Annotated in this window: 19 protein-coding genes; 4 read left to right on the top strand and 15 right to left on the bottom strand. The window is 37.4% G+C overall.

Annotated elements, in window-relative coordinates; all coding sequences use genetic code 11:
- Nucleotides 1-146 precede the first annotated feature (146 nt).
- The 5 genes from CWO92_RS09785 to CWO92_RS25355 form a co-directional block, all read right to left on the bottom strand.
- Entirely contained in the window at nucleotides 147-941 is a 795-nt protein-coding gene (locus tag CWO92_RS09785) for a GNAT family N-acetyltransferase (protein ID WP_101354016.1), read from the bottom strand.
- 348 nt (nucleotides 942-1,289) lie between these two features.
- Nucleotides 1,290-4,559, bottom strand: a complete 3,270-nt coding sequence (locus tag CWO92_RS09780) for an FtsX-like permease family protein (RefSeq protein WP_101354015.1) — start codon at nucleotides 4,557-4,559, stop codon at nucleotides 1,290-1,292.
- A complete protein-coding gene (locus tag CWO92_RS09775) occupies nucleotides 4,553-5,248 on the bottom strand; it encodes an ABC transporter ATP-binding protein (RefSeq protein ID WP_101354014.1) in 696 nt (231 codons plus the stop codon). The genes CWO92_RS09780 and CWO92_RS09775 overlap by 7 nt, the downstream gene beginning before the upstream one ends.
- Before the next feature lie 362 nt (nucleotides 5,249-5,610).
- Entirely contained in the window at nucleotides 5,611-5,991 is a 381-nt protein-coding gene (locus CWO92_RS09770; protein ID WP_133120545.1) for a hypothetical protein, read from the bottom strand.
- 164 nt (nucleotides 5,992-6,155) lie between these two features.
- A complete protein-coding gene (locus CWO92_RS25355; RefSeq protein ID WP_158176172.1) occupies nucleotides 6,156-6,308 on the bottom strand; it encodes a hypothetical protein in 153 nt (50 codons plus the stop codon).
- Between the two features lie 470 nt (nucleotides 6,309-6,778).
- Here CWO92_RS25355 and CWO92_RS09760 point away from each other — a divergent pair, with 470 nt between their 5' ends.
- Entirely contained in the window at nucleotides 6,779-8,179 is a 1,401-nt protein-coding gene (locus CWO92_RS09760) for a vWA domain-containing protein (protein WP_101354011.1), read from the top strand.
- Between the two features lie 1,142 nt (nucleotides 8,180-9,321).
- Here the strand turns inward: CWO92_RS09760 and CWO92_RS09755 are convergent.
- On the bottom strand, nucleotides 9,322-10,989 hold the full coding sequence (locus tag CWO92_RS09755; protein WP_101354010.1) for a hypothetical protein: 1,668 nt from the start codon (nucleotides 10,987-10,989) through the stop codon (nucleotides 9,322-9,324).
- 234 nt (nucleotides 10,990-11,223) lie between these two features.
- Here CWO92_RS09755 and CWO92_RS09750 point away from each other — a divergent pair, with 234 nt between their 5' ends.
- Both CWO92_RS09750 and CWO92_RS09745 read left to right on the top strand, forming a co-directional pair.
- On the top strand, nucleotides 11,224-11,640 hold the full coding sequence (locus CWO92_RS09750; protein ID WP_321207795.1) for an NUDIX hydrolase: 417 nt from the start codon (nucleotides 11,224-11,226) through the stop codon (nucleotides 11,638-11,640).
- Nucleotides 11,641-11,691: 51 nt separating this feature from the next.
- Nucleotides 11,692-11,982: a hypothetical protein gene (locus CWO92_RS09745; protein WP_101354009.1), complete on the top strand. Its 291-nt coding sequence runs from the start codon at nucleotides 11,692-11,694 to the stop codon at nucleotides 11,980-11,982.
- 42 nt (nucleotides 11,983-12,024) lie between these two features.
- Here the strand turns inward: CWO92_RS09745 and CWO92_RS09740 are convergent, their stop codons facing one another.
- The 9 genes from CWO92_RS09740 to CWO92_RS09700 all read right to left on the bottom strand — a co-directional run bounded on the left by CWO92_RS09740 (nucleotide 12,025) and on the right by CWO92_RS09700 (nucleotide 23,379).
- Nucleotides 12,025-12,993 carry a sugar phosphate isomerase/epimerase family protein gene (locus CWO92_RS09740; RefSeq protein ID WP_101354008.1) on the bottom strand — a complete coding sequence of 323 codons (969 nt, stop codon included), beginning with the start codon at nucleotides 12,991-12,993 and terminating at the stop codon, nucleotides 12,025-12,027.
- Between the two features lie 17 nt (nucleotides 12,994-13,010).
- On the bottom strand, nucleotides 13,011-14,048 hold the full coding sequence (locus CWO92_RS09735) for a Gfo/Idh/MocA family protein (protein ID WP_101354007.1): 1,038 nt from the start codon (nucleotides 14,046-14,048) through the stop codon (nucleotides 13,011-13,013).
- Between the two features lie 78 nt (nucleotides 14,049-14,126).
- A complete protein-coding gene (locus tag CWO92_RS09730) occupies nucleotides 14,127-15,155 on the bottom strand; it encodes a Gfo/Idh/MocA family protein (protein WP_101354006.1) in 1,029 nt (342 codons plus the stop codon).
- A 103-nt stretch (nucleotides 15,156-15,258) separates the two neighbouring features.
- On the bottom strand, nucleotides 15,259-15,981 hold the full coding sequence (locus CWO92_RS09725) for a ThuA domain-containing protein (protein ID WP_101354005.1): 723 nt from the start codon (nucleotides 15,979-15,981) through the stop codon (nucleotides 15,259-15,261).
- A 225-nt stretch (nucleotides 15,982-16,206) separates the two neighbouring features.
- Nucleotides 16,207-17,235, bottom strand: coding sequence for a LacI family DNA-binding transcriptional regulator (locus CWO92_RS09720; RefSeq protein WP_101354004.1), 1,029 nt, complete (start codon nucleotides 17,233-17,235; stop codon nucleotides 16,207-16,209).
- Nucleotides 17,236-17,270: 35 nt separating this feature from the next.
- A complete protein-coding gene (locus tag CWO92_RS09715) occupies nucleotides 17,271-19,640 on the bottom strand; it encodes a glycoside hydrolase family 31 protein (RefSeq protein WP_101354003.1) in 2,370 nt (789 codons plus the stop codon).
- A 69-nt stretch (nucleotides 19,641-19,709) separates the two neighbouring features.
- A complete protein-coding gene (locus CWO92_RS09710; RefSeq protein WP_101354002.1) occupies nucleotides 19,710-20,552 on the bottom strand; it encodes a sugar ABC transporter permease in 843 nt (280 codons plus the stop codon).
- The gene (locus tag CWO92_RS09705) at nucleotides 20,553-21,830 is read right to left on the bottom strand and encodes a sugar ABC transporter permease (RefSeq protein ID WP_101354001.1); all 1,278 of its coding nucleotides are present in this window, start codon (nucleotides 21,828-21,830) and stop codon (nucleotides 20,553-20,555) included.
- Nucleotides 21,831-22,110: 280 nt separating this feature from the next.
- Complete coding sequence (locus CWO92_RS09700; protein ID WP_101354000.1) at nucleotides 22,111-23,379, bottom strand: extracellular solute-binding protein; 1,269 nt, start codon at nucleotides 23,377-23,379, stop codon at nucleotides 22,111-22,113.
- Nucleotides 23,380-23,542: 163 nt separating this feature from the next.
- On the opposite strand from CWO92_RS09700, the gene CWO92_RS09695 reads away from it, so the two are divergent.
- Nucleotides 23,543-25,297 (top strand): alpha-glycosidase, encoded by a 1,755-nt coding sequence (locus CWO92_RS09695; RefSeq protein WP_101353999.1) that lies wholly within the window; start codon nucleotides 23,543-23,545, stop codon nucleotides 25,295-25,297.
- Nucleotides 25,298-25,617 lie beyond the last annotated feature (320 nt).

Genomic DNA, 25,617 nt, shown 5'->3' with positions numbered 1-25,617 from the left:
GCAGGTAAAAATTATTTCCTTCCTCCACTAAACTGCCCCTTTAGTACAATAAAAGATTTCAACAAAAGAGGCATAAATCTTTCTTAAATCAATCCCCCCTTAATGTAAGTATAATATTTCACAATTTCGTAAGTACGATATAAGGATTAGAATTGCTTAACGAACATTTCAAATTTACAATACTCTTTAAATCCAAGCCGACGTAAAATCGGTTCAGATGTCCCTATACGAGCTTGTACCGTTAGAAGTTGACACCCTTCCTCTTTAGACTTATTAATCCTATATTGCAACAATGAATGATAAACTCCTTTATTACGATATTCAGGTAAAACAGCAGAACCTATAAGATACATAGTTTGACCATCAGAACTGATTCGAAATGTGCCGTTTCCGATTGGCAATCCTTCATTGTTATAGGCGACGATGTATCCACCACGTCGCCCAGGTAAGGAAATATAAGACATTCTTTCACGTATTGCTGCTTCAACAGATGTTAAATCCATTCCCCATACCTCAGCATTAATAGCAACGTGATTACGTAGCTCAGGTTCTGTCAAGGCTTCCCTAACAGTCCATTGAGACGATTCAAATGAAGGTGCTTGTTGAACGGAGGTAGCCAACCCCACATATTCATCTTCTAAAGTAAATCCTTTTGATTTTAACCGTAAGGATAAGTCATAAGGCTGGGATTTTGGACCAACCCACCAAGCAAAGCTTTTTTGTTTTGATTCATAAAAATCGATTACCTTTCTAATTTTTTCTTCTGGATTGGAAGTAAATACAGATCGAACAACCTTATTGGCGAAGACGCTAGAGGAACCTTCTGATAAACGTAGGATAAGTTCTTCATTTCTAACTTCCTGCAAACCAGGAATACGAAGTGTAGGTTCAAAATCGTACTGTTCAGCTTCGATTGCTAAAATAACATTGTCTATATTCATTGTTTCACCAACTCTCAAATACTTTACAGATTAAACTATTAGTTCTATTTTCTTACCAGATATTCCTTTTTAAGCTAACCTGCTCCTTTAGTCGAATAAGAAAAAAGAGTTGTTGATCCACATTGAATCTTCAACTCTTGCACCCTATAGTTTAAGTATATTTCTTCACAAACATATATATTTAAGATATTTATCATAAAGGAATGCTAAAATGCTATGTAAGAACAATAACAAAAAAAGCTGTAGATCATCCTCATAAATGATCTTCAACTCCTTCAACCTTAAGAAATCAAATGAATTACATGCCTTATTTACTTTTTTATAAACAATAAAATGTAAGCCCTTTAATTAATCCTTTAAATTTACAAATATCCCCTTCACAAAATTGCGAGATTTAAATAACAATGACATTTCATTTTCGTTTTCAGGTATTTCAAAAGTCAAGATTACACTGACTTTACCACCGATTTCTAATTCATTATCATTCAGCCCTTTGCTACTTAAAATATAAAAATCAGAAGGTGGAATATATTGTTCTATATCTGTCTGTAATTCAAAGTTTCCAAAAGGTCTGAAATCATATCCCTGAATATCTTTGTTCTCAAAAGTAATTTGGTAAAAAAGATATTTATTTCCTTTAGATGGTTCCTTAAATTTGATTTTCGAAGGAAGCTTCTCTAATTTTTTCGCTTCAAAAGAAAGTACCCACCATCCTAGATCTTTTAGATTTTCCCCAAGTGAAATTTCTTCATCGTAATGAGACTCTTCTGGATTTTTATTTTCTTGATTTGATTGGTTTTCCTTTGCTTGATTTTCACCTTTACTCTCTGAGGATTTACCTTTCGTTACCTCACCTTTTGTTGAAGTTACCATTTCATTTGAAACATGGTTCGCAACAGGTTTGTTTGGTACTAATTTCGGCGCAACCTTTATCATGATCAAAACCAAGCCAACCATCATTGCAATCGCCACTAAAGAAAATACCCATTTCAACCTTTTTTCCGTTACTTTTCTATTGGAATATTGTCCCGCGATTCCGCGTGAAGGATTGATTCGAACGGCTTTTTCAGCAGGTATTATTGCACCTATGATTCCTACAATAATTGGGATAATCCCTGTTAGGAGGATAAACCCTAATTGGTCGGATGGAAATTGCCTATACATCGCCCACATCATTCCAATTGCAAGGAGGAGTCCAATTATCGCTGCAAATACTCCACATAGCAGTCCTTCCGCTAATATCATGAAACGGATACTTTTATTTCGCCATCCAATTGCGTTTAACAAGGCAATTTCCCCATTACGTTCCGAAATATTTTGCCACATAATTTCCACTGTGGTTAGGATTGCGATTAACAAAGCTACTCCCATCGCCGTATAATGCATAGGACCCACTTCTAATGCGACATATTGACCTAACCATGTAGTGTACATGATCCCCTTTAAACGGAAAGTGATAAAAAGGAAAAAAGCTAGGAAACTAGTGGGCAAAGCGATAGCAATGATGGAAAGCATGCTCCGTTTCCATTTTCCTATTAATTGATTAAATGCAATCGAAAGAAGCCCCCGTGTGGGAAGAAAGCGCCTCGAACCTTTAGAAATCTCCCCTCTATTCATGGTTTCATAAGGAGAAATATTTTTGGAAATCCATGCAGGAATAATAGCTCCTAGCAAATAAATCAAAATACCAAATGCCCCTGTTAATATAAATCTTATTGGCGAAAACATGGTATTTCCTAAGATAAAAACACTCCCAAGCATAATCCATGCAACCATAGCAACAAAACTTCCTACAATAGTGGATTCTAAAAATAATAACTTAGCCAACTGGTTCGGTCTCCATCCGATAGCAAGAAGGACCGCAAATTCCTTTCTCCTTGCTAATAATGAAACTAGGCTTGACGCCCATACATAAATGACCGCAACTGCAATTACACTTCCTATAACCTCTGAAAACCCAACCTTTGCTTCACGGAAAATCGAAATAGATGAGCCGATTTTTACCCATGGCTGCTGCAACCAACCAATTTCCTTCTTCCCAGATATTGCAGGCACATGTGTGAGGGTTGGTTGCGGAGAAGAGCCTAAGGTAATATCGGTAATCAATCCTGTTTCTTCTTCAATCTGTTTTGCCACTTTTTCTAATTTTTTTTGACTATCTTCACTTAAATCCTTAACCCCAGCTACTTTTACACGAATAGAGGAAATCGGTTTATTCCCTAAAATCTGTTGGGCAGCATCAATGGTTGTAAGCATAAGTGGTGGACTGGAAAGAAAGTCGTAAGGGTTATCTGTTGGCTTTAACGACCTTGGAGGATTAACGGGCTTTTCTTTTGCATCCAAAACAAGATCAGCTGTAGCTGGACGATAGGTTTCCATTGGTAATTCTGTAGTGGGATCCATTGAAATCTTCAACTTACTAGGATCATAAAACCCTATCCATTTAGGATGAATTCGAGGATAGTCATTAAATGATTGCCCAAAAGATTTTGGTATCCTAAATGATTCATTTCCTAATCCCTTTAGATTATGATTATCTGTGAGAACATGTTTTTTTACTTCATAGGCAAATGACCAACGTTCTGGGAATGGACTGCTAACTGGTTTATACTCAACAGGACTTGGTCGCATGCTAATCCAATCCGCATTCACGTTTTCCTTGTCATTAGTACCTTGAAAGGGTTTTCCTGTATTTAAATCGACACCTATTGTATTTTTTACAAATAGATTAAATGCTTCTTTTCCAGAAAAAGTATAACTTTGGACAACTGACCCTTTTATGGTGTTTAAATATTTTTCTCCGCCATTCTTTTTAATTGTTTCCATTGTCCTGTCAGCACTTTTACTATCTTGAAATGTCAGGTCCAATCGTTCAATAGTAAAGGTGTTGGTTCTATCTACAAAAGCTTGATTACTTACAATGACAGGAAATTCATTGACCGATGAGCCGAATATATCGGAAGTATAACTTTTGTCGTCTTGATTAAAATATCGACTATCGCCCTTCTTGATTACTGCCTTATCAAGTCCAACTAGCTTAGCTTCTTGTACAGGGTCAATCCCCGCCAATAATGCATTGGTATATACTTTTAAGTCATCAACTGATGCTACTATTCCATATTCAGGTCCTTTATTCATAGGATCCCAACTTCCTTTTGGAAAGTAGATATTGGAAGTATCTTTTATCTTACTTACACCGTTATTGGTTACTTCATTTATTCGTACGCGATAAACTCCATTTTGCTTGACGGTTAGAGGCTTTAACTTAACTGAATACCCTGCATAACCAATCATCGCTATTGGAGCAGCGACATCAACATCTGTAAGCGCTTTAATTTTTTCATATTGCTTCATACTGATTCCGCCAGATAACCCGCTCAAGTAATTTGGCTCTAGTAAATGCAATTTTTCTGTAATACTACGGGTTCCAGGTGGACGCACTACAATATCATATGAAGCAGACCATCGTTTTTGCAAAGTATCAACAATCGTTCCTTTACTTGTTTCAGAAAGTCCAACTAAATAGCTTAAACCAGAGCTAATAATTAACGCACCAATAATCAATAGAATAAAACGTTCTTTGTGCCGCCACCAGTTCTGCCATATAAACCTTAGCATATTCGTTCACCAGTTTTGTCTGAAATAACTATTCCGTCTTTCATGGTAATGGTGCGATTGGCTTTTGTAGCAAGCTTGGGATCATGCGTGACAAAAAAAACACCGCACCCTTCTTGTTGGTTAAGTTGTTGGATTAACTCGAAGATTGTATCGCCTGTTTCTGAATCCAGATTTCCAGTCGGTTCATCTGCAAGGAGCCAATCTGGTTTATGAACAATAGCTCTTGCAATGGCAATCCGTTGTTGTTGTCCTCCAGAAAGCTGGGAGGGTAATGAATTCGCCTTATCGGAAAGTCCCACCTGAGCTAATACTTCTTTTGCGCGTTCTATTTTATTGTAAGAGACTTTTCTGGCAAACAAGGGTGAGAGGACATTTTCTAGGGCTGTTAATGTAGGCAATAGATGGAATTGTTGAAAGATGAATCCGATATGTTCAAATCGAAAATCGGAAATCGTTTTCTTACTTTTCTTTACGATTTCTTCCCCGTCATACAATATTTTTCCCGAGGTTGGGAAGTCAAGTGTTCCTAGCAAACTAAGTAAAGTCGATTTTCCTGATCCTGATGGACCAACAATTGAAATAAACTCCCCTTTTGTAAATTTCAAATTGATGTTTTTAACGGCATTTGTTTTAATCCCATCCCCTAAATAGGACTTTCCAACATCTATACATTCAATATTTGTGGACAATAAAAACCCCCCATTTCTATACTTAACCAAAATTTGGGTATGTATAAATAATAGCAATTATCAGAAAATAGGTAAAGAGCAATATAAATTTCCCTGTTTTCTGTAAGCCTTTATTAATACAGATAGGTAAGGGAAGAATCGTCCCCGTTAGCCAACCATGCAGGACAAAAACAGTCCTGCACCACAGAGAATGAAAATTGGTCAGAAGTGTCAATACTGATATAGACCTTAATCCAGTCGACACTTTATAGCTTTATTATTATTTAGCTCCTCTTTTTTTAACAGTTAAGTGGGGGCTTCTTAAGTAATGTCTCTTTGAAGTTTATGAGGAAGTTAATTTTCATGGTAGTTAACAACACCTTTTATTTTCCAATCAAAAACAGGCTATCTCCTCCATACAATTGGTACTGTTCAAAAGATGTTGAATCAGCAAATAAATCTAAATACAATTCTTTGTCAAATTCAATTATTAAATCTTCAGTTGGTTCAAGATGATAAATATTCGTTATTTCTTTGGCTAACAAATAGCTCTCCAAAATTTTAAAAACATCAGATTCTTTTCCTTCCGATATTCCTACTAATATACCTTTTGCATTCCTCAATCTCCACGAGCATTCCACGTTAAGATTACCCTTGTTAAACTTAACTCTTATTAATTCTAGACTAATAGGGACCACTTCAGTTACAGTTTGGCCAATAAAGATTGAGAAATCCATCTCGCTAACCTTAACGGATAAATTCATTACTACACCCAAATTCAAGTTAATTTACCTGTAATATTCTCTCTAATTTTTGGATTTCCTTCTTCAAAGTAAACTGCTCCGATAGTTCAATAAGAAAAGCCGCCGAAATGGCAGCTGGCTCTTAAAATCTTGACTCTATAGGTTAATTGTAACTGTTCACAAAATTACTTTTCTTTAATAAAAAATCCAACAATAGACAAGCATAAACCAATTAATACTAGCTGTATTCCACCCCAGTTACTTGAAGGGTCAATAATAATAAATCCACCAGCCATCATAATACATAAACCCAGGAACATCCATCGAATTGAACGCAAAACACATTTCCCCCTTTTAAGATTACATTATTCTATGAATTAACAAAAAATTCCTTCCTTAACAAACCTGCCCCTTTTGTTGAAGAAGAAAAAGCCGGCATTGATAGCCGAATCTTCAAGTAATTCTTTAAATAATCGAACTTTGTTTTAAATGAACATTTAAATGGGGGCATTTGTTGTGCAAAAAAGGATAGTTGTAAGAGGGGGGTTCCTTCCTGTACATCTATCCTTTCTTTTTTGCTCTCTTTAATGTGTGACATTAAATCTAATGATTGAATAAAAAGGAACTTCATATATTTTCTTGACTTTCAATAAAATCTTTATTCTCTGCTTTTTTTGCATGTATAAGTTTCCCTTCTTTTCATTCCTATTCAGTTTGTAGGTAAAAAGACATATTTTCTCCCTTTCAGTCATTATTTATAATAATAAAATAAGGTAAATTTTACTAAAAAGAGGAGGAATAGTATAAAATGTTAAAAATAGCACGTCCGTTTGTTACCCTTCTTTGTTTGATCATCATCGCCGGATGCCAGCAAACGGAGAAAACCTCTCAACATAGAAAGACTTCTTCCCCTACAAAAGAAACGGAGACTGCCAAGGAAAAGGAACCAACATATGGCCTATCCGGTGAGGAAATGGAGCAGGAACCTGGTGGTGACCTATATAAAAAATTCATAATCGACGCTGAATTTGCAGATAATAATGTTTACACTGAGGCACAGAATAAAGCGATTAATGAGTACATACAAAATATAAAAAAAACAGATACGAAAAATTGGACAGCTGAAAAATGGGCAGGATCCCTTATCACCGCTTTTCGCACCGATTATAAAAAAACAATACAGCCTATGAAAGACTATGAGGTGAAGTTTGATAAATTAAAACTGCCTGATGGGAGATTGCTGCAGGATGTCAGCGAAGAAGAGCTTCATGAAGAGGCAAATAAAGTCAATATTGCACTATTGCTAGATGCAAGCGGCAGTATGAAGGCAGATATACCTGGCGGAAATAAAATGCAGCTGGCTAAATCAAGTCTAAGTAATTTCGCCCAAAACCTTCCTGATAAGACTAATGTATCCCTAACGGTCTTTGGTCATAAAGGAACAGGATCAGATAAAGATAAAAAATTATCCTGTAGCAGTGTAGAAACCGTGTATCCTTTAACTTCCTACGAAAAGAGTAAGTTTTCCGGTGCGTTAAATAAATTCAAGGCCAGCGGATGGACTCCGTTAGCTTCTGCTATTCAAAACGCGCAAAAGCAACTATTAGCAGCTAGTGATGACCATACAAAAAATTTTATTTATGTAGTAAGCGATGGAATTGAAACTTGCGGCGGAAATCCAGTTCAAGCTGCAAAAGATGCCAAAGCATCTAACATGGACATTCAGATTAACATCATTGGATTTGACGTTGACAGTGAAGCGGACCGCCAACTCAAAGAAGTTGCAAAGGCAGGCGGCGGAGAATATACTTCTGTCCGCACAAAACAGCAATTAGATGATGAGGTGGCCAAGAACTGGAGAGAAGCCATAGGAAAAACAACCTGGAGATTCTGGGTAGTAGGAAATGTTGGCAATATCAATTGGGATTCGGTAGGAATGTCGCAAGAGCTGTCAGGACTATATAATAAGAATATTACGGCCAGAAATCGGGAATCCGATCGAATAAATTCCACATTAAGCAAACTACTAGAAGAAACTATCATTGATTTGGATAAAAAGTCTGCCATTTCGGATATATTGTCCAAACGCTCCGATAATATGAGGGTATATTCCGAATCGGTTTGGAACACAAAACACCGTGAAATATTTGATACAGCCGATCGTTTAACAAAGATAATAGATGGTGTAACCAAGGACTTAGATTTGTAGAATTCTATTTTAGAACACATAGATAAATAATGAAGTAGTGATATATGAATACCTTTTCTTTTCTTATAAAAAAGTAGGGTCTGGCAGTACTTAACTCGGACCATTTTTTGTAAAGGACAACTTGAGTGAGATTGTCTAAGGGAATGTGCTTTTGAATGCTTGTAAAAGACATTTCGACTGGACTTTCGGCTTGAGTTGTCCTTTTGAACGCTTGTAAAAGACATTTCAGCTTACTTTCTTGCTTTATTTGTCCTTTTGAGTGCTTCTAAAAGACATTTCGGCCTTTCTTTTTCCTCCACTTGGCCTTTTGACTCCCTCTAAAAGACAAATCAGCCCTTCTTTTTCCTCGACTTGGCCTTTTGGCTACCTCTAAAGGACAAATCAGCCTCGCTTTTCCCTCCACTTGTCCTTGTGACTCCCTCTAAAAGACAAATCAGCCCTTCTTTTTCCTCGACTTGGCCTTTTGGCTACCTCTAATAGACATTTCGACCTTCCTTTTCCCTCCACTTGTCCTTTTGAGTGCTTCTAAAAGACATTTCAATCTTACTTTTTCCTTAACTTGGCCTTTTGAGTGCCTCTAAAAGACATTTCGGCCTTCCTTTTCCCTCCACTTGGCCTTTTGGCTACCTCTAATAGACATTTCTACCTTCCTTTTTTCCTTGATTTGTCCTTTTGACTCCCTCTAAAAGACAACTCAGTCCTTCTTTTCCCTCAACTTGTCCTTTTGGCTACCTCTAAAGGACAAATCAGCCTCGCTTTTCCCTCCACTTGTCCTTTTGAGTGCTTCTAAAAGACATTTCAATCTTACTTTTTCCTTAACTTGGCCTTTTGAGTGCCTCTAAAAGACATTTCAGCCTTCCTTTTTCCTTGATTTGTCCTTTTGACTCCCTCTAAAAGACAAATCAGCCCTCCTTTTTCCTCGACTTGGCCTTTTGACTCCATCTAAAAGACATTTCGGCCTTCCTTTTTCCCTGAGTTATCCTTTTGACTACGCCTAAAGGACAAATCGCCCTTGCTTTTCCATCGACTTGTCCATGACTCCCTCTAAAAGACATTTCGACTTCGCTTTTTCATTAAATTGTCCTTTTGATATCGTCTAAACTAAAAAAGGGCATCGTTTAATAACGGTGCCCTCTTATTAATTATTTAGCTATTTTAAATTCCCCACTAATAGAAGCTATCGTTTCATTCGTGTCAATATACTTAAATTCCACAACGGAACCTTTTTCCAAAAAGATTGAATAAGGGAAATCGTTCGATTGTACAACAAAGATTTTATCACTGCCAGCCACCATAAATTTTACTGTTGTCCCCTGCGCTGTTTCAGCTTTGTAAACATGGCTGACGGTTCCTTTTAATGGTTTGAGCAGTGCTTGATCCGTTGGTGTTGCGACATCATTTCCAAGTTTGGTAGCAATCGCATACTTATAATTATCAAATAATGCACGTTTGGAATCCTCTGCACTATATACTTTTTCATCCTTTGCATTTATGAGCATCATTTCTCTCAGGACATGGTTGGAGTCCATTAACGGAACAACCCATGTAAATTGTCCATAAATAGAATACAAGATAGGAGTACCGGCATCATACTTATTTGCCCTGAACGTTTTTTCTGCAACATTCATAGCTGACTTTCCATTTAAGAGGCCATTGCCTTCTGTATAAAAAGTGAATTTACCAGTACGTGCATTTAATATAGAATAGCTTACCATCGAACCACTTCCTGATTTTGGACGAGTAAAATCGGTAAACCAATGCAGTTGTAAATCATCATTAAATACACCGTTTACCTCATCTACACCCTTCCACTGCGTTGGAACCATAACATCTTCCTGGGAAAAGTGTGAATTCCAGAAACCATGAACATATTTTCCATACCATTCATTCCAATCCTCCGCAACACTCGTTGGAATGGCATGATCGATAAAGTCCGGCAAATTGGCTAGTGTATATTCCTTTGTCTTTCCTGTAACAGGATCGACTAAATAAATTCCCTGCACGTCTATTATATTTCTAAATTTCCTATACTCACCATATGGGATAACATAGTAAGGTCGGTCTTGATCATCCGGCTCGAAGCTGACGTCCAACAAAATTTTATCCTTATGCAGGTTACGAACATGTCTTTTCACATTTTTACTAAAATAAGCAGATGGCACATAAGTCATTTTTGTTTTAACTAATTTTGCTTCTGCTCTTTCATCCTCTGCACTCATTTTGATATATCCAGGAACCTTCTCGCCTTTCATATATTTGAAAAATCCTGTGTATTCAATTGGAGTCACCCAATAGAGATGACCGTCCATTTTTTGAATCGTAGAATCCCCCAAATCATAATAAGAGGAATGCTTCAGTTCCCCGATTAGTTTTTCACTGCGGTAGCGTGCATATTTTTCCGGTACAACTGGAATATGCTTTTCATCAATAGATGCATCAATTTTGGATACTGTTTTTACCTTAGCCTTCACAAACTCATATTTGTCATTGGTAATCGTCAAAGGGTACATGAAGCTGAAATATAATCCTCCGATTATAAAAGCTGCCCCAATTACGGGCGTTATCCTTGCCTTCTTAGCCTGCCCATATACAATGTCTAAAAGAAGGAAAAATCCTAGTATATATAGGCCGTAGCTAATAAATGCCTGAAAAGTATGGTCTACTAAGCCGAAATAGGATACACAAAATATAATCACGATACCTAGTAACAATCTAATAATTTGAAATGAAATAAACAACTTCTGCTTATAATTCATTTTCCATATAAATGGATTCCATGTTAAAGCTAATATAGCCAACCAATAAAGCATGATGTCCCCCTCCAATTCCTCATCCACCTATTATACTAGATAAGGAGTATACAAGATAAAATACTTTACGTATCCTACCTGAAAAAAGTTTCATGTGGTGGCTGGCACCACAAATGGACATTTTCTGAAAGTGTCCTCCTGAGGTGGACACTTTCTTCTAACATGAAGTAATTAAGCGTTGACGATTCGTATTAGATTAGTAGAAAATGGTATAAACTAAACCGGATGGTGATAATGGTGGAGAATCAGATGATTGTTGGGGTAAAAGGCGTGATTATAAAGAACGGAAGGGTACTGATTATCAAGCGTTGTAATGAAGCACATGTTGCTGGAGGAACTTGGGAAGGTGTTGGAGGGAAAATTGAATTTGGCGAGGATCTGGAAAGTGCTTTGAAAAGAGAAGTGATGGAAGAGGTGGGTCTAGAAATTCAAATTAAACAGATTCTCTATGCCACTACTTTTCAAACCTCTCCTACAAGACAAGTTGTAATCATTACCTACCTGTGCACCTGTGATAATAAAGATATTACTCTGTCAAATGAACACTCCGATTACTTATGGGCTACATATGATGAATTAAAAACATATTTACCAAAAGGGATTCTTGCTGACTTTGAAAGGAATAATGTATTTTCGCTTTTATTTGCCTAAATCGCTATTCCAAATGATACAATAATCCTTAAAAAAGGGGGACTTTTTACAATGAGTTCAGTTTTACGGTTATATAAAATAATTATTGGTCTAGTCGAGTTATTCTTTAGTATTCCGATTTTAGGCGGAGCAATCATTCTTGCACACGCCTGGACACCATTAGGAACATTGATTGTACTTCATTTTATCGGTCTAATTATCGCATTTGTAGCTGGTAAAGCCAAATCCGCATCTGTCTTCGGGATAATCGGAAATATCCTAGCGTTTATACCAGTTGTAGGTATGGTAATGCATTTCTTAATTGGCGTGGTGAACTTATATCAAGGGATTCGGGATAAATAAAAATGGAAAGAGAATCTCCTCTTTCCATTTTTTTATGCAATTTTAGGCCCACCACATATCGGTAGGTGTTTCCTCAATAAGCACCGATTGCAAGTTTTTCACCGCGCGCTTAAATCCTTCTTCAATTGACATAATGGGATCTTCATGCTCAATGCTTACAACATAATCATAACCATATGTGCGAAGAGCGCTCATCATGTCTGACCATTCTTGAAGTCCGTGTCCGCAGCCAACAGAACGGAATGTCCAAGACCTTGTTCGTACCTCACCGTATGGCTGCATATCCGTCAATCCATACATATTGACATTATCTTGATCAATATAAGTATCTTTCGCATGGAAATGATGAATGGCATTTTCCTTCGCTAAAATTTTGATTGCAGCTACAGGGTCAATTCCTTGCCACCAAAGATGACTAGGGTCAAGGTTTGCTCCAATAGCATCGCAGGTTGCTTCACGCAATTTTAACAATGTATACGGAGTGTGTACCAGGAATCCGCCATGAAGTTCCAGGCCAATTTTTACATTATGATTCTTCGCAAATTGTCCCCATTCCTTCCAGTAAGGAATGAGTTTTTCTTCCCATTGCCATTTTAAAATATCTGCATATTCATTTGGCCATGCTACAACTGGCCAGTTTGGATATTTCGCGCCTTCATGATCGCCTGGAGTACCAGAAAAACAATTTACAACCGGCACATTCATTAAAGATGCTAATTTGACCGTTTTTACAAAAACATCATGACTTTGTCTTGCAAACTCTTGATCTGGTGAAATTGGATTTCCATGGCAGCTAAATGCACTAATTTGTAAACCGCGAGATTTCACCTCATGTAAATAGGCATCTCTTTTTTCCTGACTATCCAATAATTCATCCAATTTACAGTGAGCATCTCCAGGGTAACCGCCTGTTCCAATTTCAACAGCGGTTAATCCTGCCGCTTTTACATAATCCAACATGTCAGTAAAAGACTTATCAGAGAATAATACGGTAAAAACACCTAATTTCATCTTTATCCCACCATTCCTTAAAGTTGTACACCCTTCTTCTCTTGACTGCTTTTATAAATAGCCTCCATAATTTGGGAAACAAATAAAGCTTCTTCCGGTTTTACCACTAGTTCAGCAGCATTTAGACAAGCATCCACGAAGTTCTTCGCCTGTAGATGTCCGGGATCCTCTTCGCTAGGAATCCAGGTTGCTTCGCTATTAAAGAGCATTCCGTGTTTTGCATAGTTCAGCTTAAATGGAAATACCTCCAAGCCACCCTGATCACCAGATATACTTACACTTTCCTTATCGCTTTCGATGTTCGCTGACCATGATACTTCCAATAGCATGGATGCACCATTATCAAAGCGAATATAACTTGTAACATGATCATCCACATTGAAGGTTTCGTGGTCAAAACTACCCCATTGATTGACCTGCCCAGGCTGCCTGCTTAAAGTATTGTATGTAGTTCCAGTAACTTCAACCGGTTTCGGATTTCCCATAAGCCATAGAGAAAGGTCAAGTAAATGGCACCCATAATCGATAAGACTTCCGCCGCCTTGAAGATCTTTATTAGTAAAAACTCCCCATCCCGGTACTTTCCTTCTTCTTAAAGCTTGAACTCGTACGACTAACGGTTCTCCAATTTCCTTTGCTGCCATTATCTTTTTAGCAGCTTGAGATTCTTTCATATAACGGTAGTGAAAACCAATGCTTAAAACTTTATTTGCTGCCTTTGCAGCATCTACCATTGCTTGACATTCCGCTGCCGTCATTGCCATCGGCTTTTCACATAAAACATGAACTCCTGCTTCCAGTGCACGTACCGTTATTTCAGAATGAAATTTGTTAGGGGTACAAACAACAACAGCATCTACCTCAGACAACATGTCACGATAATCTGCAAAAGTATGTGGAATATCAAATTCTTTTGCCACGCTTTTAGCACGCTCCACATTCACATCACTTACCGCAACAATCGTTACTTCTTCCTCCAATTTACGAAATGCAGGGATATGACGGCCCACTGCAATACCGCCTACACCAATAACTCCTAGCCGCAATTTACTCATACATGCACCTCATTTCAAAAAAGGGGCTAACATGTAATTCCCCTTATATTCTTTATATACTAGATTCTACACCTATCTTTATTTAACCTTTGTTATTTTTCCAGTTTCACTAGATTCTAGTGCAGCAAGAATAACATTTAACGATTTCATTCCTTCATATCCGTTAATAGGTACATCGGTATCATTTACGAGACTAGAAATAAATGAATCTATTACATGGGAAGTATTTTGCCCACCATCCTCATTGGACTGAATTTTCCCCATATCCATTTTTTCGACTTCCCCATTCTTATGTTGAAGGATGAATGAATAATCCGGATCTTCCTCTAATCGTAAAATTCCGTTTTCACCATAGATCACTGTTGAATTATCCTCTTTTGCAACATAAGACCAGCTTGCAGCAAGTGTACCGACTATTCCGCTTTCTGTTTTTAAAATACAAACGGCATTATCATCTACGGTTGAGTTATCTTTTGCCGACGTTTCAACAAAGGCGGCAACTTCTACGATTTCTTCATTTAATATATACCGAAGCAAATCGGTCTTATGAACTCCAAGGTCACCCATTGCTCCAATAAATGCCTTTTCTTTTTTGAAGAACCAGCTACCAGCGCCGTCTACGCTCCATCCTTCGGGACCGCCATGACCGAATGCAGTTCGAAAGCTGTATACTTTTCCTAACTTGCCCGATTCAATGATTTCCCGCGCTTTTACGTGAGAACTTACAAATCGTTGATTATGGGCAATCATTAATTTTTTGCCATTTTTCTCCGCAGCTTCGATCATTGCCTTTGCTTCTTCGTCTGAGGTAGCCATTGGTTTCTCACAAAGTACATGCTTACCAGCGTTCAGTGCCGCAATGGAGATTGGCGCATGAAGATAGTTCGGTGTACAAACACTGACAGCATCTAATTCTTCGTTTGCTAATAGCTCCTCATACTTGGTATAGAATTTTGCACTATAATTCTTTGCTTTTTCCTTCGCTCTTTCTTCGACAATATCGCATACCGCTACAATCTCTACATTCTTATTAGATGCATATTCCGGAAGGTGACGGTGTGTTGCAATACTTCCGCAGCCGATAACACCAACTTTTATTTTTGCCATTGGGCATTCCTCCTTTATTGCTATGTAAAACATTTACTATATGGGAAAGCGGCTTTGATTTCCCGCTTCTATAAAATAGTTTTTCTATTAAAATTATATGTGGCTATTTTTTTGAGATTTCTTCTAAAGGCTTGGCATTTCCATATATAGGTCTTGCGTAATCCACGGGTGCCGCCCACTTAACTGCGTTCGTAATAACTTTTTGAATCTCTTCATTATGATAGGTTGGGTATGTTTCATGCCCAGGTCGGAAGTAAAAAATCTTACCGTTTCCACGTTTATACGTACATCCGCTACGGAACACCTCTCCGCCTTCAAACCAGCTCAAGAAAATAAGCTCATCTGGTGCAGGCACATCAAAATGCTCCCCGTACATTTCTTCTTTTTCAAGCTCGATGTATTGGTTTATACCAGCTACAATCGGATGACTTGGTTCTACTACCCAAAGTCGCTCGCGATCATCTGCTTCACGCCATTTTAAATCACAAGACGTTCCCATTAATTTCTTGAATACCTTGGAAAAATGACCCGAGTGCAGTACAATTAACCCCATTCCTCCCAAAACCTTTTCAACCACTTTATTTACTATTTCTTCTGAAACTTCATGATGCGCCATGTGCCCCCACCAAACAAGGACATCTGTATTCTCTAATACGTCATCGGTTAATCCATGTTCAGGTTCATCTAATGTAGCAGTTTTGACATCCAACCCTTCCTTTTCCAAAAAGGCAGAAATGGCTCCGTGAATTCCATTTGGATATATTTCAGCAACAACCTGATTTTTCTTCTCATGGCGATTTTCATTCCAAACTGTAACTTTTAACATAATGAAACACTCCTTCAATACTATTTAGAGGTAAAACCCTTTTTTCTGTGTTGTATAGCGGATGAAGGGTCCGGTCCCTTTTCCCTCCCAATAAATGTATGTGGGACGAGGAACCTGTCCCTTATTCCCATTTTTAATCTATGCAAGGAATAGGGGCGGTAATTATTAATTTTGTTTATCATTTTAAAAAAATGGAAAGAGTTCATTCTTTCCATTCCATTATCCTTATTTTTTCTTATAAGGAGCGCTTGACATTCTGTTGATTATTTTATGAGGAATAATAATTCGTTCTGGTGGTTTATTTTCATTTTCAATAGAATCTAACAAACAATCAGCAGCTTTATATCCTAATTGAAAAATATTAATATCAACGCTTGTTAATGGTGGAGTTGACAACTCGGCAAGCATTACATTATTAAAACTTACAACAGATACATCATCTGGCACAGACACTCCTTTTTCAGAAAGCGTTCCAAGAACTCCAAGAGCCATTAAATCATCCATGACCACAAATGCGGTAGGAGGTTCCTCTAATGCCATTAATGCTTCCACCGCACCGCTGCCGCCTTCTTTTAAGAACTCCTCGTGAAAAATATAATCCTCTCGAAACGGAATTTCGGCATTACGCAAAGCCTTTTCATAACCGAGTAATCTATCTGTCGTCATCACAAGGTTCAAACTACCACCAATAAATGCAATACGTTCATGTCCCAAATCAATTAAATGTTTGGTTAATTCTCCAGCAGCACGGTAATTATCATTATCCACATGGGAAATTTTATCTTCATACTTATATGGTTTTCCTACTACGGTAAACGGAAAATGAGATACATAAAGATATTCTACGATTTTGTCATCCATACTTGTTGATAGTAGAATAATCCCATCTACCCGTCTTCCCTGAACCATCTCTACTACTCCATCAAAAATCTCCTCTTCATTCATTCCAGTCGAGATATAAAGGGCAAAACCTTTTTCATGAGCCTTTGTACTAATCCCTCTAATGACCTCCGGGAAGAACGGATTTTGAAATGCTTTATTAGCGGAGCTCGGCATAACAAGACCTAAAGCCTGTGTAGAGCGGGCAGCTAGACTGCGGGCATTTATATTAGGATGATAACCTAAATAGTCCATGGCCTGCCTGACCTTTTTCTTTGTTGAGTCACTAATTCGCGGGTTATTTGCTATGACCCTTGATACTGTTGATGGAGCAACACCAGCTAATTTTGCTACATCCCTTATAGTAACTGTCATGCTACCCTCCCCTTTTCATCGTTAGTATTAGTATTCTATATAGATACTTGAAATGACGCAGTTCCCTTTTGCTCATCCAAATCCATTTCTACTGTCTCTCCATTAAATTTTAATTCCATTTTCTCTGTGAGGCCATGGAGGTGAAATACAAGCCTTCTCCAGCTTGATAGATAGCCGCTGTGTAAATCTTCCATATTAATTGTAATCATTTTATTTTGAAAATGACAGCGAAACTCCTTCAGTAAATAAGCACCATTTTCATATTCAAATGTTCTCCCATCATCCTCATATAACTGAAATAAACTGGTACCTTCATCTGATTTATAGAGATGGATTTCCATTTCCTCTAGTGTTTCGGAAGTATTTTTTATATCCTTTCCTAGTGAAAGGATGGTGCCTTCTTTTATAAATATCGGCAACGTGTCAAGGGATGCCTCTACCATCATATAGGTATTTCCTTCATAACACTTGTTTGTCCAGTAATCATACCAATTTCCTGCTGGCAAATAGACAACGCGATGGTAAGTGGTTGGCTTTAGAATTGGCGCTATCATCACATTCTCCCCAATTAAAAATTGGTCTGATAGATTGAATGTATTTTCATCATTTGGATATTCCATCAATAAAGGTCTCATAACAGGTATTCCTGTTTTGCTCGCTTTATAGAATAAGGTATACAAATACGGCAACCATTTGTACCTTAATTGAATGTACTTCTTCACCACATTGCCAATTTCCTCTCCAAATGCCCATGGTTCTTGGCGTACAGTATCCAATCCGCTATGATTACGAAAATATGGTGTAAAAGCACCGAGCTGTGTCCAACGGGCAAGCAATTCTCCCGTTGCATCATGAGCAAATCCACCTACATCTGGTCCCGTAAAAGCAACACCTGATATTCCAAGGTTCATACACATTGGCACCGCCATCGCCAAATGCTCCCAAAAACTGCGATTATCCCCGGTCCAAACTGCTCCATAACGCTGAACACCAGCATAACCTGCTCTAGTTAGCAGAAAAGGGCGATTCCCATTATTTTGCTTCTTCAATGCATGATAAGTTGCTTCTCCCATTAAAAGTCCATATACATTGTGCAGCTCTTTATGGGTTTTGGGATTCCCGTTATTTCCGTGCATTACTTTAACATCCATCGTTTTCGTTTCATTAAATACCGCAGGCTCATTCATATCATTCCATATGCCCTCTATCCCTAATTCTGTATAAAAACGATGTAGTTCTCCCCACCACTCTCTAGTATCAGCATTCGTGAAATCAGGGAAAGCGCTGTTTCCTGGCCATACATCTCCATAATAAATTGTGCCATCCATGTATTTACAGAAGTGATTCTCATAGATACCTTGCTGATAGGCATGATATTCCGGATCCTCTTTCACTCCCGGATCAACGATGGGGACAACTTGGATTCCAGCATTTTTCAAATCCGCTATGAGTTGCTTTGGATTTGGAAATCTTTCTTTATCAAAAGAAAACACACGATATCCATCCATATAGTGGATATCCAGATAGATTGCATCAACGGGAATTCCTTTTTCTATAAAGTTTCTCGCCAATTCACGAACCTCTTGCTCCGTTTCGTAGCTATAACGTGATTGATGATAACCAAGAGACCATTTTGGAGGTAATGGCATTCTTCCAGTTAAAGACGTATATTGTTCCAGTACATCCTTTGGTGAAGGGCCAGCCAAGACAAAATAATCGATTTGCCCCCCTTCTGCCCAAAAGGAATAGGTATCCTGTTCACTTTTCATATCAAAAACGGTTTTATACGTATTATCAAAGAAAATCCCATGCGCTTTCCCATTTCGAAGCGTCATGAAATATGGAATAGATTCGTATAAAGCATCAATTTCTGGGTTATGCGGGGCATATACGTCACTATTCCACATTGTCATTTTTTCTCCGCGTTTATCTAAAAAACTTGTTTTTTCACCAAATCCATAGAAATGGTCTTTTTCATGCATATCCTTGTAACAAATTACTTCCTTTTTTTCATTGAATCCCAATCCACGTTCACTTTCTCCAACTAAAACACGACCATCAGCTGAATGAACATTTATACGGAGTGGAAATTTTTGAATTACGAGTTCCAGTTCACTGTTTGAAATAATGAGTTGATCGTGAGTCTCCTTTAATGTATATGAGACTTCTCTTGGTTCTGTAATGACAGCAAAGCTGCTTTCCATAATCGGACTTTGAAAAGGATTCATCACAATTCGCACAATTGAATCTTGATAAAAAATAATATTGACATATCCTTGTTCACATTGAATCTGTATTAAACTTCCATTTTGCTTAAATCCTCTAAAATCGCCTATATCCTGATATGGTGTATCTTTTAATTGTTTCTTATTACCTGGATGAATCGCAAAACTGGTATCTTGCATGTTGTGTACCTCCTACTTGTAATAAAACCATTTTCAAAGAGGTGACCTATTGAAAATTCCTATCTATCATTAGCCTTTTGTTCCTCCAGCTGTTAGACCAGATATGAGATATTTTTGCAGTGATAAAAATAATATTGATATAGGAACTGCGATAAGGACAGCACCCGCTGCAAAGGTTGTGAATTCATTTCCAAATTGTTTTGCCACCAACTGATACAGTCCAACAGCAAGTGTGTATTTATCTTCTGTACGTAATAATACACCTGCAATAATAAAATCCGTAAATGGAGAAATGAAGCTAAATAAAGCTATAACCGCTAAGATTGGTTTTGCCAGTGGTAAAATAATCTGCCAAAAAATCCGAAAGTGTCCGGCACCATCCATTCTCGCTGATTCATCCAATTCTTTTGGAATCGTATCAAAATATCCTTTGGCCAACCATGTATTCATAGGAAGCAGTCCTCCAACATAAAACAGGATTAGACCAATATGTTTATCGATTAAATGTGTTTGTAACGCTAATACATAAATCGCAATTAGAGCAGCAAAGTTTGGAATCATTTGCAGAATTAAGAAGGTCATTAAACTGTACTTTCTTCCTTTAAAACGATATCTGGAAAAAGAGTATCCCATCAGGGCAATCATTAATACTGCTAACACCATCGTAAAGAAGCAAATCTTCAACGTATTCCAATACCATAAAAAATATTTGCTTTTATCTAAATCAAACAACTCTCTGTAGTGTGCAAATGTAGCATGCTTTGGAATAATGGATGATCCCGATAAACTGTCTCCTGGATTTAAAGAAGATCCAATAATCCACAATACCGGGTAGATAATGATAACAGCAACTATCGCCAAAATAATATAGGTTATTGTTAAACGAATGAACTTTTGTCTTTTCATACTCATTTACATCATATCCTCTTCTTGGAATGATTTCGTTCTCCTAAACTGCCAAATTGCAACACTTATAACAATGAAGGATAGAATTAGTGTAATGGCAGCTGCTTTCGCATATTGCTTTGTTTCCAGTGTTAAATTATAAATCCATGAAATTAAAATATCTGTGCCCCCAGCCGTCTGTCCAGGAACCGCTGGTCCACCGCCGTTAAATAGATAGATAATATTAAAGTTATTAAAATTAAAAGTGTATTGAGTAATCAGAATCGGAGCGATGGAAAACAAAATCATCGGCAGTGTAATTTTTTTGAATTGTTGCCAAACGGTTGCCCCATCAACGGTTGCAGCTTCATACAATTCACCTGGAATCGACTGCAGAACCCCTGTCACCATTGCAAAGATAAATGGAAACCCGAGCCAGGATTGAATCATAATTAAGGCTACTTTCGTCCAAAATGGGTTGGTTAGCCATGGAATTGGATCAATACCGAAAAATGCTAAAATATCATTGTTAATAGTTCCGAATGTATCATTAAACATTCCGGCAAATACTAGAATCGACACAAATGCAGGAACTGCCCATGGCAAAATTAAGATGGTTCTGAAAAGTTTCTTGAATTTTAAGTCCTTTTGATTCACAAGAACGGCAAGAAATATTCCAATCGCTATTTGACAAGTAGTAGCAACAAATGTCCAAATAACCGTCCAGGAAAAGACATCAATGAAGGTGGATCTCCAAATATCTAGCTTTACAATATCCACGAAATTTTTAAAGCCAACCCAATCGACTAGCTTTGCCGGCGGAGAATGATATAAATCATAATTAGTAAAAGCTAATAAAACAACAAACAAAATCGGAAAAATAACCACAAATATTAGTAGAAACATTCCTGGAGATAAAATTAAATATGGAAATCCTTTATCCACTACATTTCTATACTGCTGACGTAAGGTGGTTAATTCAATCCCCTGGTCCCTCTTTCTTCCGTTATAAAAAGCATCATAAAAATTGAAAGCATATAAACCTAATCCAAATACCACGACAATGACAGCAAGAATTCCTTCAATTAATAAGAAGATGGAATTATCTCTTGGTACCTCTACACCTAAGGTCACGATTCCCCATAATCCCATATTTAAAAGGTCCTTAAAAACGATAGTGAAGGAAAAAGCAAGAATGAATAAAATAATTCCTTTTATATATTGTCGATTATAAATCTGACCAAATCCCGGGATTATAGACAATGCTGCCGCAGATTTCTGATGTTTTGATTGACTTCCTTCCATATACAGACCCGCTCCCCTTTCTAATTAATATGTAAGTAATTCATCTCGAGGTTAATGCCAACCCCAAAATGAGCTTTCCATGCAAACCTCTTTTTGGGGTTAGCATTATAAAGGCTATTTCTTACTTCTTGCCACTTTATTCAAAGGTGGTAGATAAAAAACAACCTCTACTTGTGATAAACATTTAAACCCTTACACGTTTTTATTTATTGGAGCATAATTAAAAATTGGAAGCAGCACCTCTTTAACAGAGGCACCGCTTAAAAATCTAAAAGTAAGCTTATTTAGTGGATGCAATTTTTTCATTGATGGTTTTTACAGCATCATCCAGTGATTTTTTTGCATCCTGTTTGTTTGTCGCAATTAACTGCAAGGATTTAGCCATTGGATCCCACACCTGACCCATTTCAGGAATATTCGGCATTGGAACTCCACGTTCTGATTGAACTGCTACAGCGTTTGCACCTTCATTATCTTTAATAATTGGATCTTCCATTAAAGATTTAACTGGAGGTATTTCACCTGTTTTTTCATAACGAATTTTTGCATTTTCAGGATTTGCCAACCATTCTACTAATTTTGTAGCCCATTCTTTGTTTTTAGAAAAGGCAGAAACCTGCCAGCCTTTTACACCAACAAATGTTTTTGGATATTCACCGTTCGGCAATTTAGGCAGAGGAGCAACACCATAATCAATTTTTGCATTTTGCAAACCTTGGAATGCCCATGGACCATCCATTTCTGCTGCTACTTTTCCATCGTTCATAAGACCATCTTTTGCAGAACCGCCGCTATTTCCAACGATACCTTTAGGGAATAAACCTTCTTTATACCATTTGCCAATATACTCAGCACCTGTTAAGGCACCTTCATTATTTAATCCAATATCATTCGGATCTAATTTACCGTCATTATTTTTGAACACATACCCACCATTGCCTGCCATGATTGCATTAGCAAAATAGAAGTTATCCCACAGAGCTAAGAAGCCATACTTGCCGCCTTTTGTAAAATCCTTTGCAAAGGTATATAGTTCGTCAAAAGATTCAGGAGCTTTTTTCATGTATTTTTTGTTATAAATAAAAACAGGCGTTTCTGTTGCTTTTGGTAATCCGTATAATTTACCGTTATATGTTTCCGCTTGTATAGAAGAATCAGTATAAAGATCAAGAACAGATTGATCCACTTTAAGCGGTTCAAGGAGACCTTGTGTCGCTAATGCCCCAAGTTGATCGTGCGGAAGTGTTAAGACGTCCGGACCTGTTCCAGCTGGACCATCAAGTGGAAGCTGCTTTTGCATTTCATCAGCCATACCAAGTTCCTTGTATTCTACTTTAATACCATATTTTTCTTCGAAACTCTTAATAGCAGGCTCTAAAGCGACGCCTCTCTTTTTATCTTCCCAAACCAGTAACTTTTCAGGTTTCTTTGCATCCTCAGCCTTTTTGCCACCGTCTGAAGTGCTAGTGCTCGAATCCTTTGGCCCGCAACCCGCAAGCATCCCTGCGATCAACACAGGAGTCATGAATAAAGATAAAGCTTTCTTCAACTTGATTTCCCCCTTGTTTTTAAAAATCGAAAATCTATGAAACCGTTTGCACCACTATTATATATCCAGTGATTTAAAAAAAGCAACCGTTTGCACAAAAAATTTTTTTGTGATATTTTTACCTAAAATATAATTTGAATTTTCTAGATTGGGAGGTTTTCAGATGCAACTGGAAGCTATTTACCACCGTCCTAAAGGACATTTTGCTTACGCTTACGATGAAAAGACACTTCATATCCAATTGCGGGTAAAGAAAAATGACGTGGAAAAAGTTAGGATTCTATATGGTGATCCTTATCATTGGAATAAGGATGGCTGGATCTTCTCTTATAAAGAAATGAAATATAGCGGGAATGATGGCCTATTTGATTATTGGTTTGTGGAAGTCTCCCCCGAGTTCAGACGAATGCGATATGGCTTTGAATTGACAAATGAAAACGAAACAATAGTTTACACTGAAAAAGGCTTTTACCCAGAGGCCCCATATGATGATGTAGCATATTATTTCTGCTTTCCATTCTTACATCGAGGGGACATTTTTCGTGCACCAGAGTGGGTAAAAAATACTGTTTGGTATCAAATCTTTCCGGAAAGATTCGCGAATGGCAATCCGGCTATTAATCCTAAAGATACGCTGCCTTGGGGAAGTGCAGAGCCTTTAAGTAATAATTTCTTTGGTGGAGATTTCGAAGGGATTATTCAAAATATAAATTATTTAGTGGATCTTGGGATTACAGGTATATACTTTACTCCTATTTTTAAAGCCTATTCTAATCATAAATACGATACGATTGATTACATGGAGATTGATCCGCAGTTTGGAGATAAGGCAACCTTCAAGCGTTTGGTCGACGTTTGCCATCAACATGGCATAAAAGTTATGTTAGATGCTGTCTTTAATCATAGCGGTTTTTATTTTGCTCCATTTCAAGATGTATTGAAACACCAAGAAAAGTCGAGGTACAAAGATTGGTTTCATTTGAGGGAATTCCCCGTGAAAACGTCTCCTGTTCCAAACTATGATACCTTTGCCTTTACGGAACAGATGCCTAAGTTAAATACTGAAAATGAGGAAGTAAAAAAATACTTATTGGATGTTGCAAAATATTGGATAGAAGAATTTGATATTGACGGCTGGCGGCTTGACGTTGCAAATGAAGTAGACCATGCATTCTGGCGTGAATTTAGAAAAACGGTAAAAACAGTGAAACCTGATGCCTATATTCTCGGAGAAATTTGGCACGATTCGATGCCATGGCTTCAAGGTGACCAATTTGATGCAGTAATGAACTATCCTTTCACCCAAGGAGCCCTGGACTTCTTTGCGAGGGGAAAAATAAACGCCGAACAATTTAAAAATGTAATATCTACTGTCCTTTATTCCTATCCTAAGAATGTAAATGAAGTTGCATTTAATCTTCTTGGCAGTCACGATACACCAAGAATATTAACGATTGCAGATGGAAACAAGGATCGAATCAAACTACTATTCTTATTTCAGTTATCTTTCATTGGAACACCATGCATATACTATGGCGATGAAATTGGCATAACTGGCGGCCAAGATCCTGGATGCCGAAAATGTATGGTTTGGGAGGATGCAAAGCAAGACAAAGAGCTTTTACAATTTGTAAAAAAACTAATTGCTCTCCGAAAGCGATATCCTGCTTTTCAAAATGACGCGGAATTTCAGTTCGCAGAGGCCAATAAAATCCATAATTACCTTACCTATTATAAACAATCATCAGATGAAACAATTTTGTTTGCGATTAATAATAGCAGTGAAAATGTCAAATTTCCTCTCTCTATTAATATAAATGATGAAACCGTTGTCGATTTATGGAATGATGAAGTGGTTGAATTGGATAAGGAAGTTGAATTACCACCTTTCGGCTTTGCGATTTGGAAAATTAAATGACATTGTTTTTTTGAATGAGTATGCATACAAAGGGGATTCCTTAATGACTAAAGAGTCCTTATTCAAAAGTATTGTAGGAGAAATAATGGGTGAAATCATTTGGAATATCCTAACTTTCATTCCGAGAATGCTATTTCATTTTATTAAGCATATTGTTTAAGTTGAACCGGGTATATTGGTACCCGGTTTTTTTATTGGCACATGAAAAGGTCATCAGTCTTAAGTCTTATATAAAAATAAACCTATGAAAGGATTTAACATGCTATGAACGATGCTATAATCTGTTGGCAGGTGAGGAAATTATTGTTATTTAAGTGAAC

Source organism: Heyndrickxia camelliae, from assembly GCF_002844575.1.
GTDB classification, from domain to species: domain Bacteria; phylum Bacillota; class Bacilli; order Bacillales; family Bacillaceae_C; genus Margalitia; species Margalitia camelliae.
This window is presented reverse-complemented; position numbering and strand designations above follow the sequence as displayed.

Bases quoted from the DNA above. Each gene is read 5' to 3' on its own strand.
- CWO92_RS09785 (WP_101354016.1), bottom strand. From the start codon at position 941: ATGAATATAGACAATGTTATTTTAGCAATCGAAGCTGAACAGTACGAT.
- CWO92_RS09780 (WP_101354015.1), bottom strand. From the start codon at position 4,559: ATGCTAAGGTTTATATGGCAGAACTGGTGGCGGCACAAAGAACGTTTT.
- CWO92_RS09770 (WP_133120545.1), bottom strand. From the start codon at position 5,991: ATGAATTTATCCGTTAAGGTTAGCGAGATGGATTTCTCAATCTTTATT.
- CWO92_RS09760 (WP_101354011.1), top strand. From the start codon at position 6,779: ATGTTAAAAATAGCACGTCCGTTTGTTACCCTTCTTTGTTTGATCATC.
- CWO92_RS09755 (WP_101354010.1), bottom strand. From the start codon at position 10,989: ATGCTTTATTGGTTGGCTATATTAGCTTTAACATGGAATCCATTTATA.
- CWO92_RS09750 (WP_321207795.1), top strand. From the start codon at position 11,224: ATGGTGGAGAATCAGATGATTGTTGGGGTAAAAGGCGTGATTATAAAG.
- CWO92_RS09745 (WP_101354009.1), top strand. From the start codon at position 11,692: ATGAGTTCAGTTTTACGGTTATATAAAATAATTATTGGTCTAGTCGAG.
- CWO92_RS09740 (WP_101354008.1), bottom strand. From the start codon at position 12,993: ATGAAATTAGGTGTTTTTACCGTATTATTCTCTGATAAGTCTTTTACT.
- CWO92_RS09735 (WP_101354007.1), bottom strand. From the start codon at position 14,048: ATGAGTAAATTGCGGCTAGGAGTTATTGGTGTAGGCGGTATTGCAGTG.
- CWO92_RS09730 (WP_101354006.1), bottom strand. From the start codon at position 15,155: ATGGCAAAAATAAAAGTTGGTGTTATCGGCTGCGGAAGTATTGCAACA.
- CWO92_RS09725 (WP_101354005.1), bottom strand. From the start codon at position 15,981: ATGTTAAAAGTTACAGTTTGGAATGAAAATCGCCATGAGAAGAAAAAT.
- CWO92_RS09720 (WP_101354004.1), bottom strand. From the start codon at position 17,235: ATGACAGTTACTATAAGGGATGTAGCAAAATTAGCTGGTGTTGCTCCA.
- CWO92_RS09715 (WP_101354003.1), bottom strand. From the start codon at position 19,640: ATGCAAGATACCAGTTTTGCGATTCATCCAGGTAATAAGAAACAATTA.
- CWO92_RS09710 (WP_101354002.1), bottom strand. From the start codon at position 20,552: ATGAGTATGAAAAGACAAAAGTTCATTCGTTTAACAATAACCTATATT.
- CWO92_RS09705 (WP_101354001.1), bottom strand. From the start codon at position 21,830: ATGGAAGGAAGTCAATCAAAACATCAGAAATCTGCGGCAGCATTGTCT.
- CWO92_RS09695 (WP_101353999.1), top strand. From the start codon at position 23,543: ATGCAACTGGAAGCTATTTACCACCGTCCTAAAGGACATTTTGCTTAC.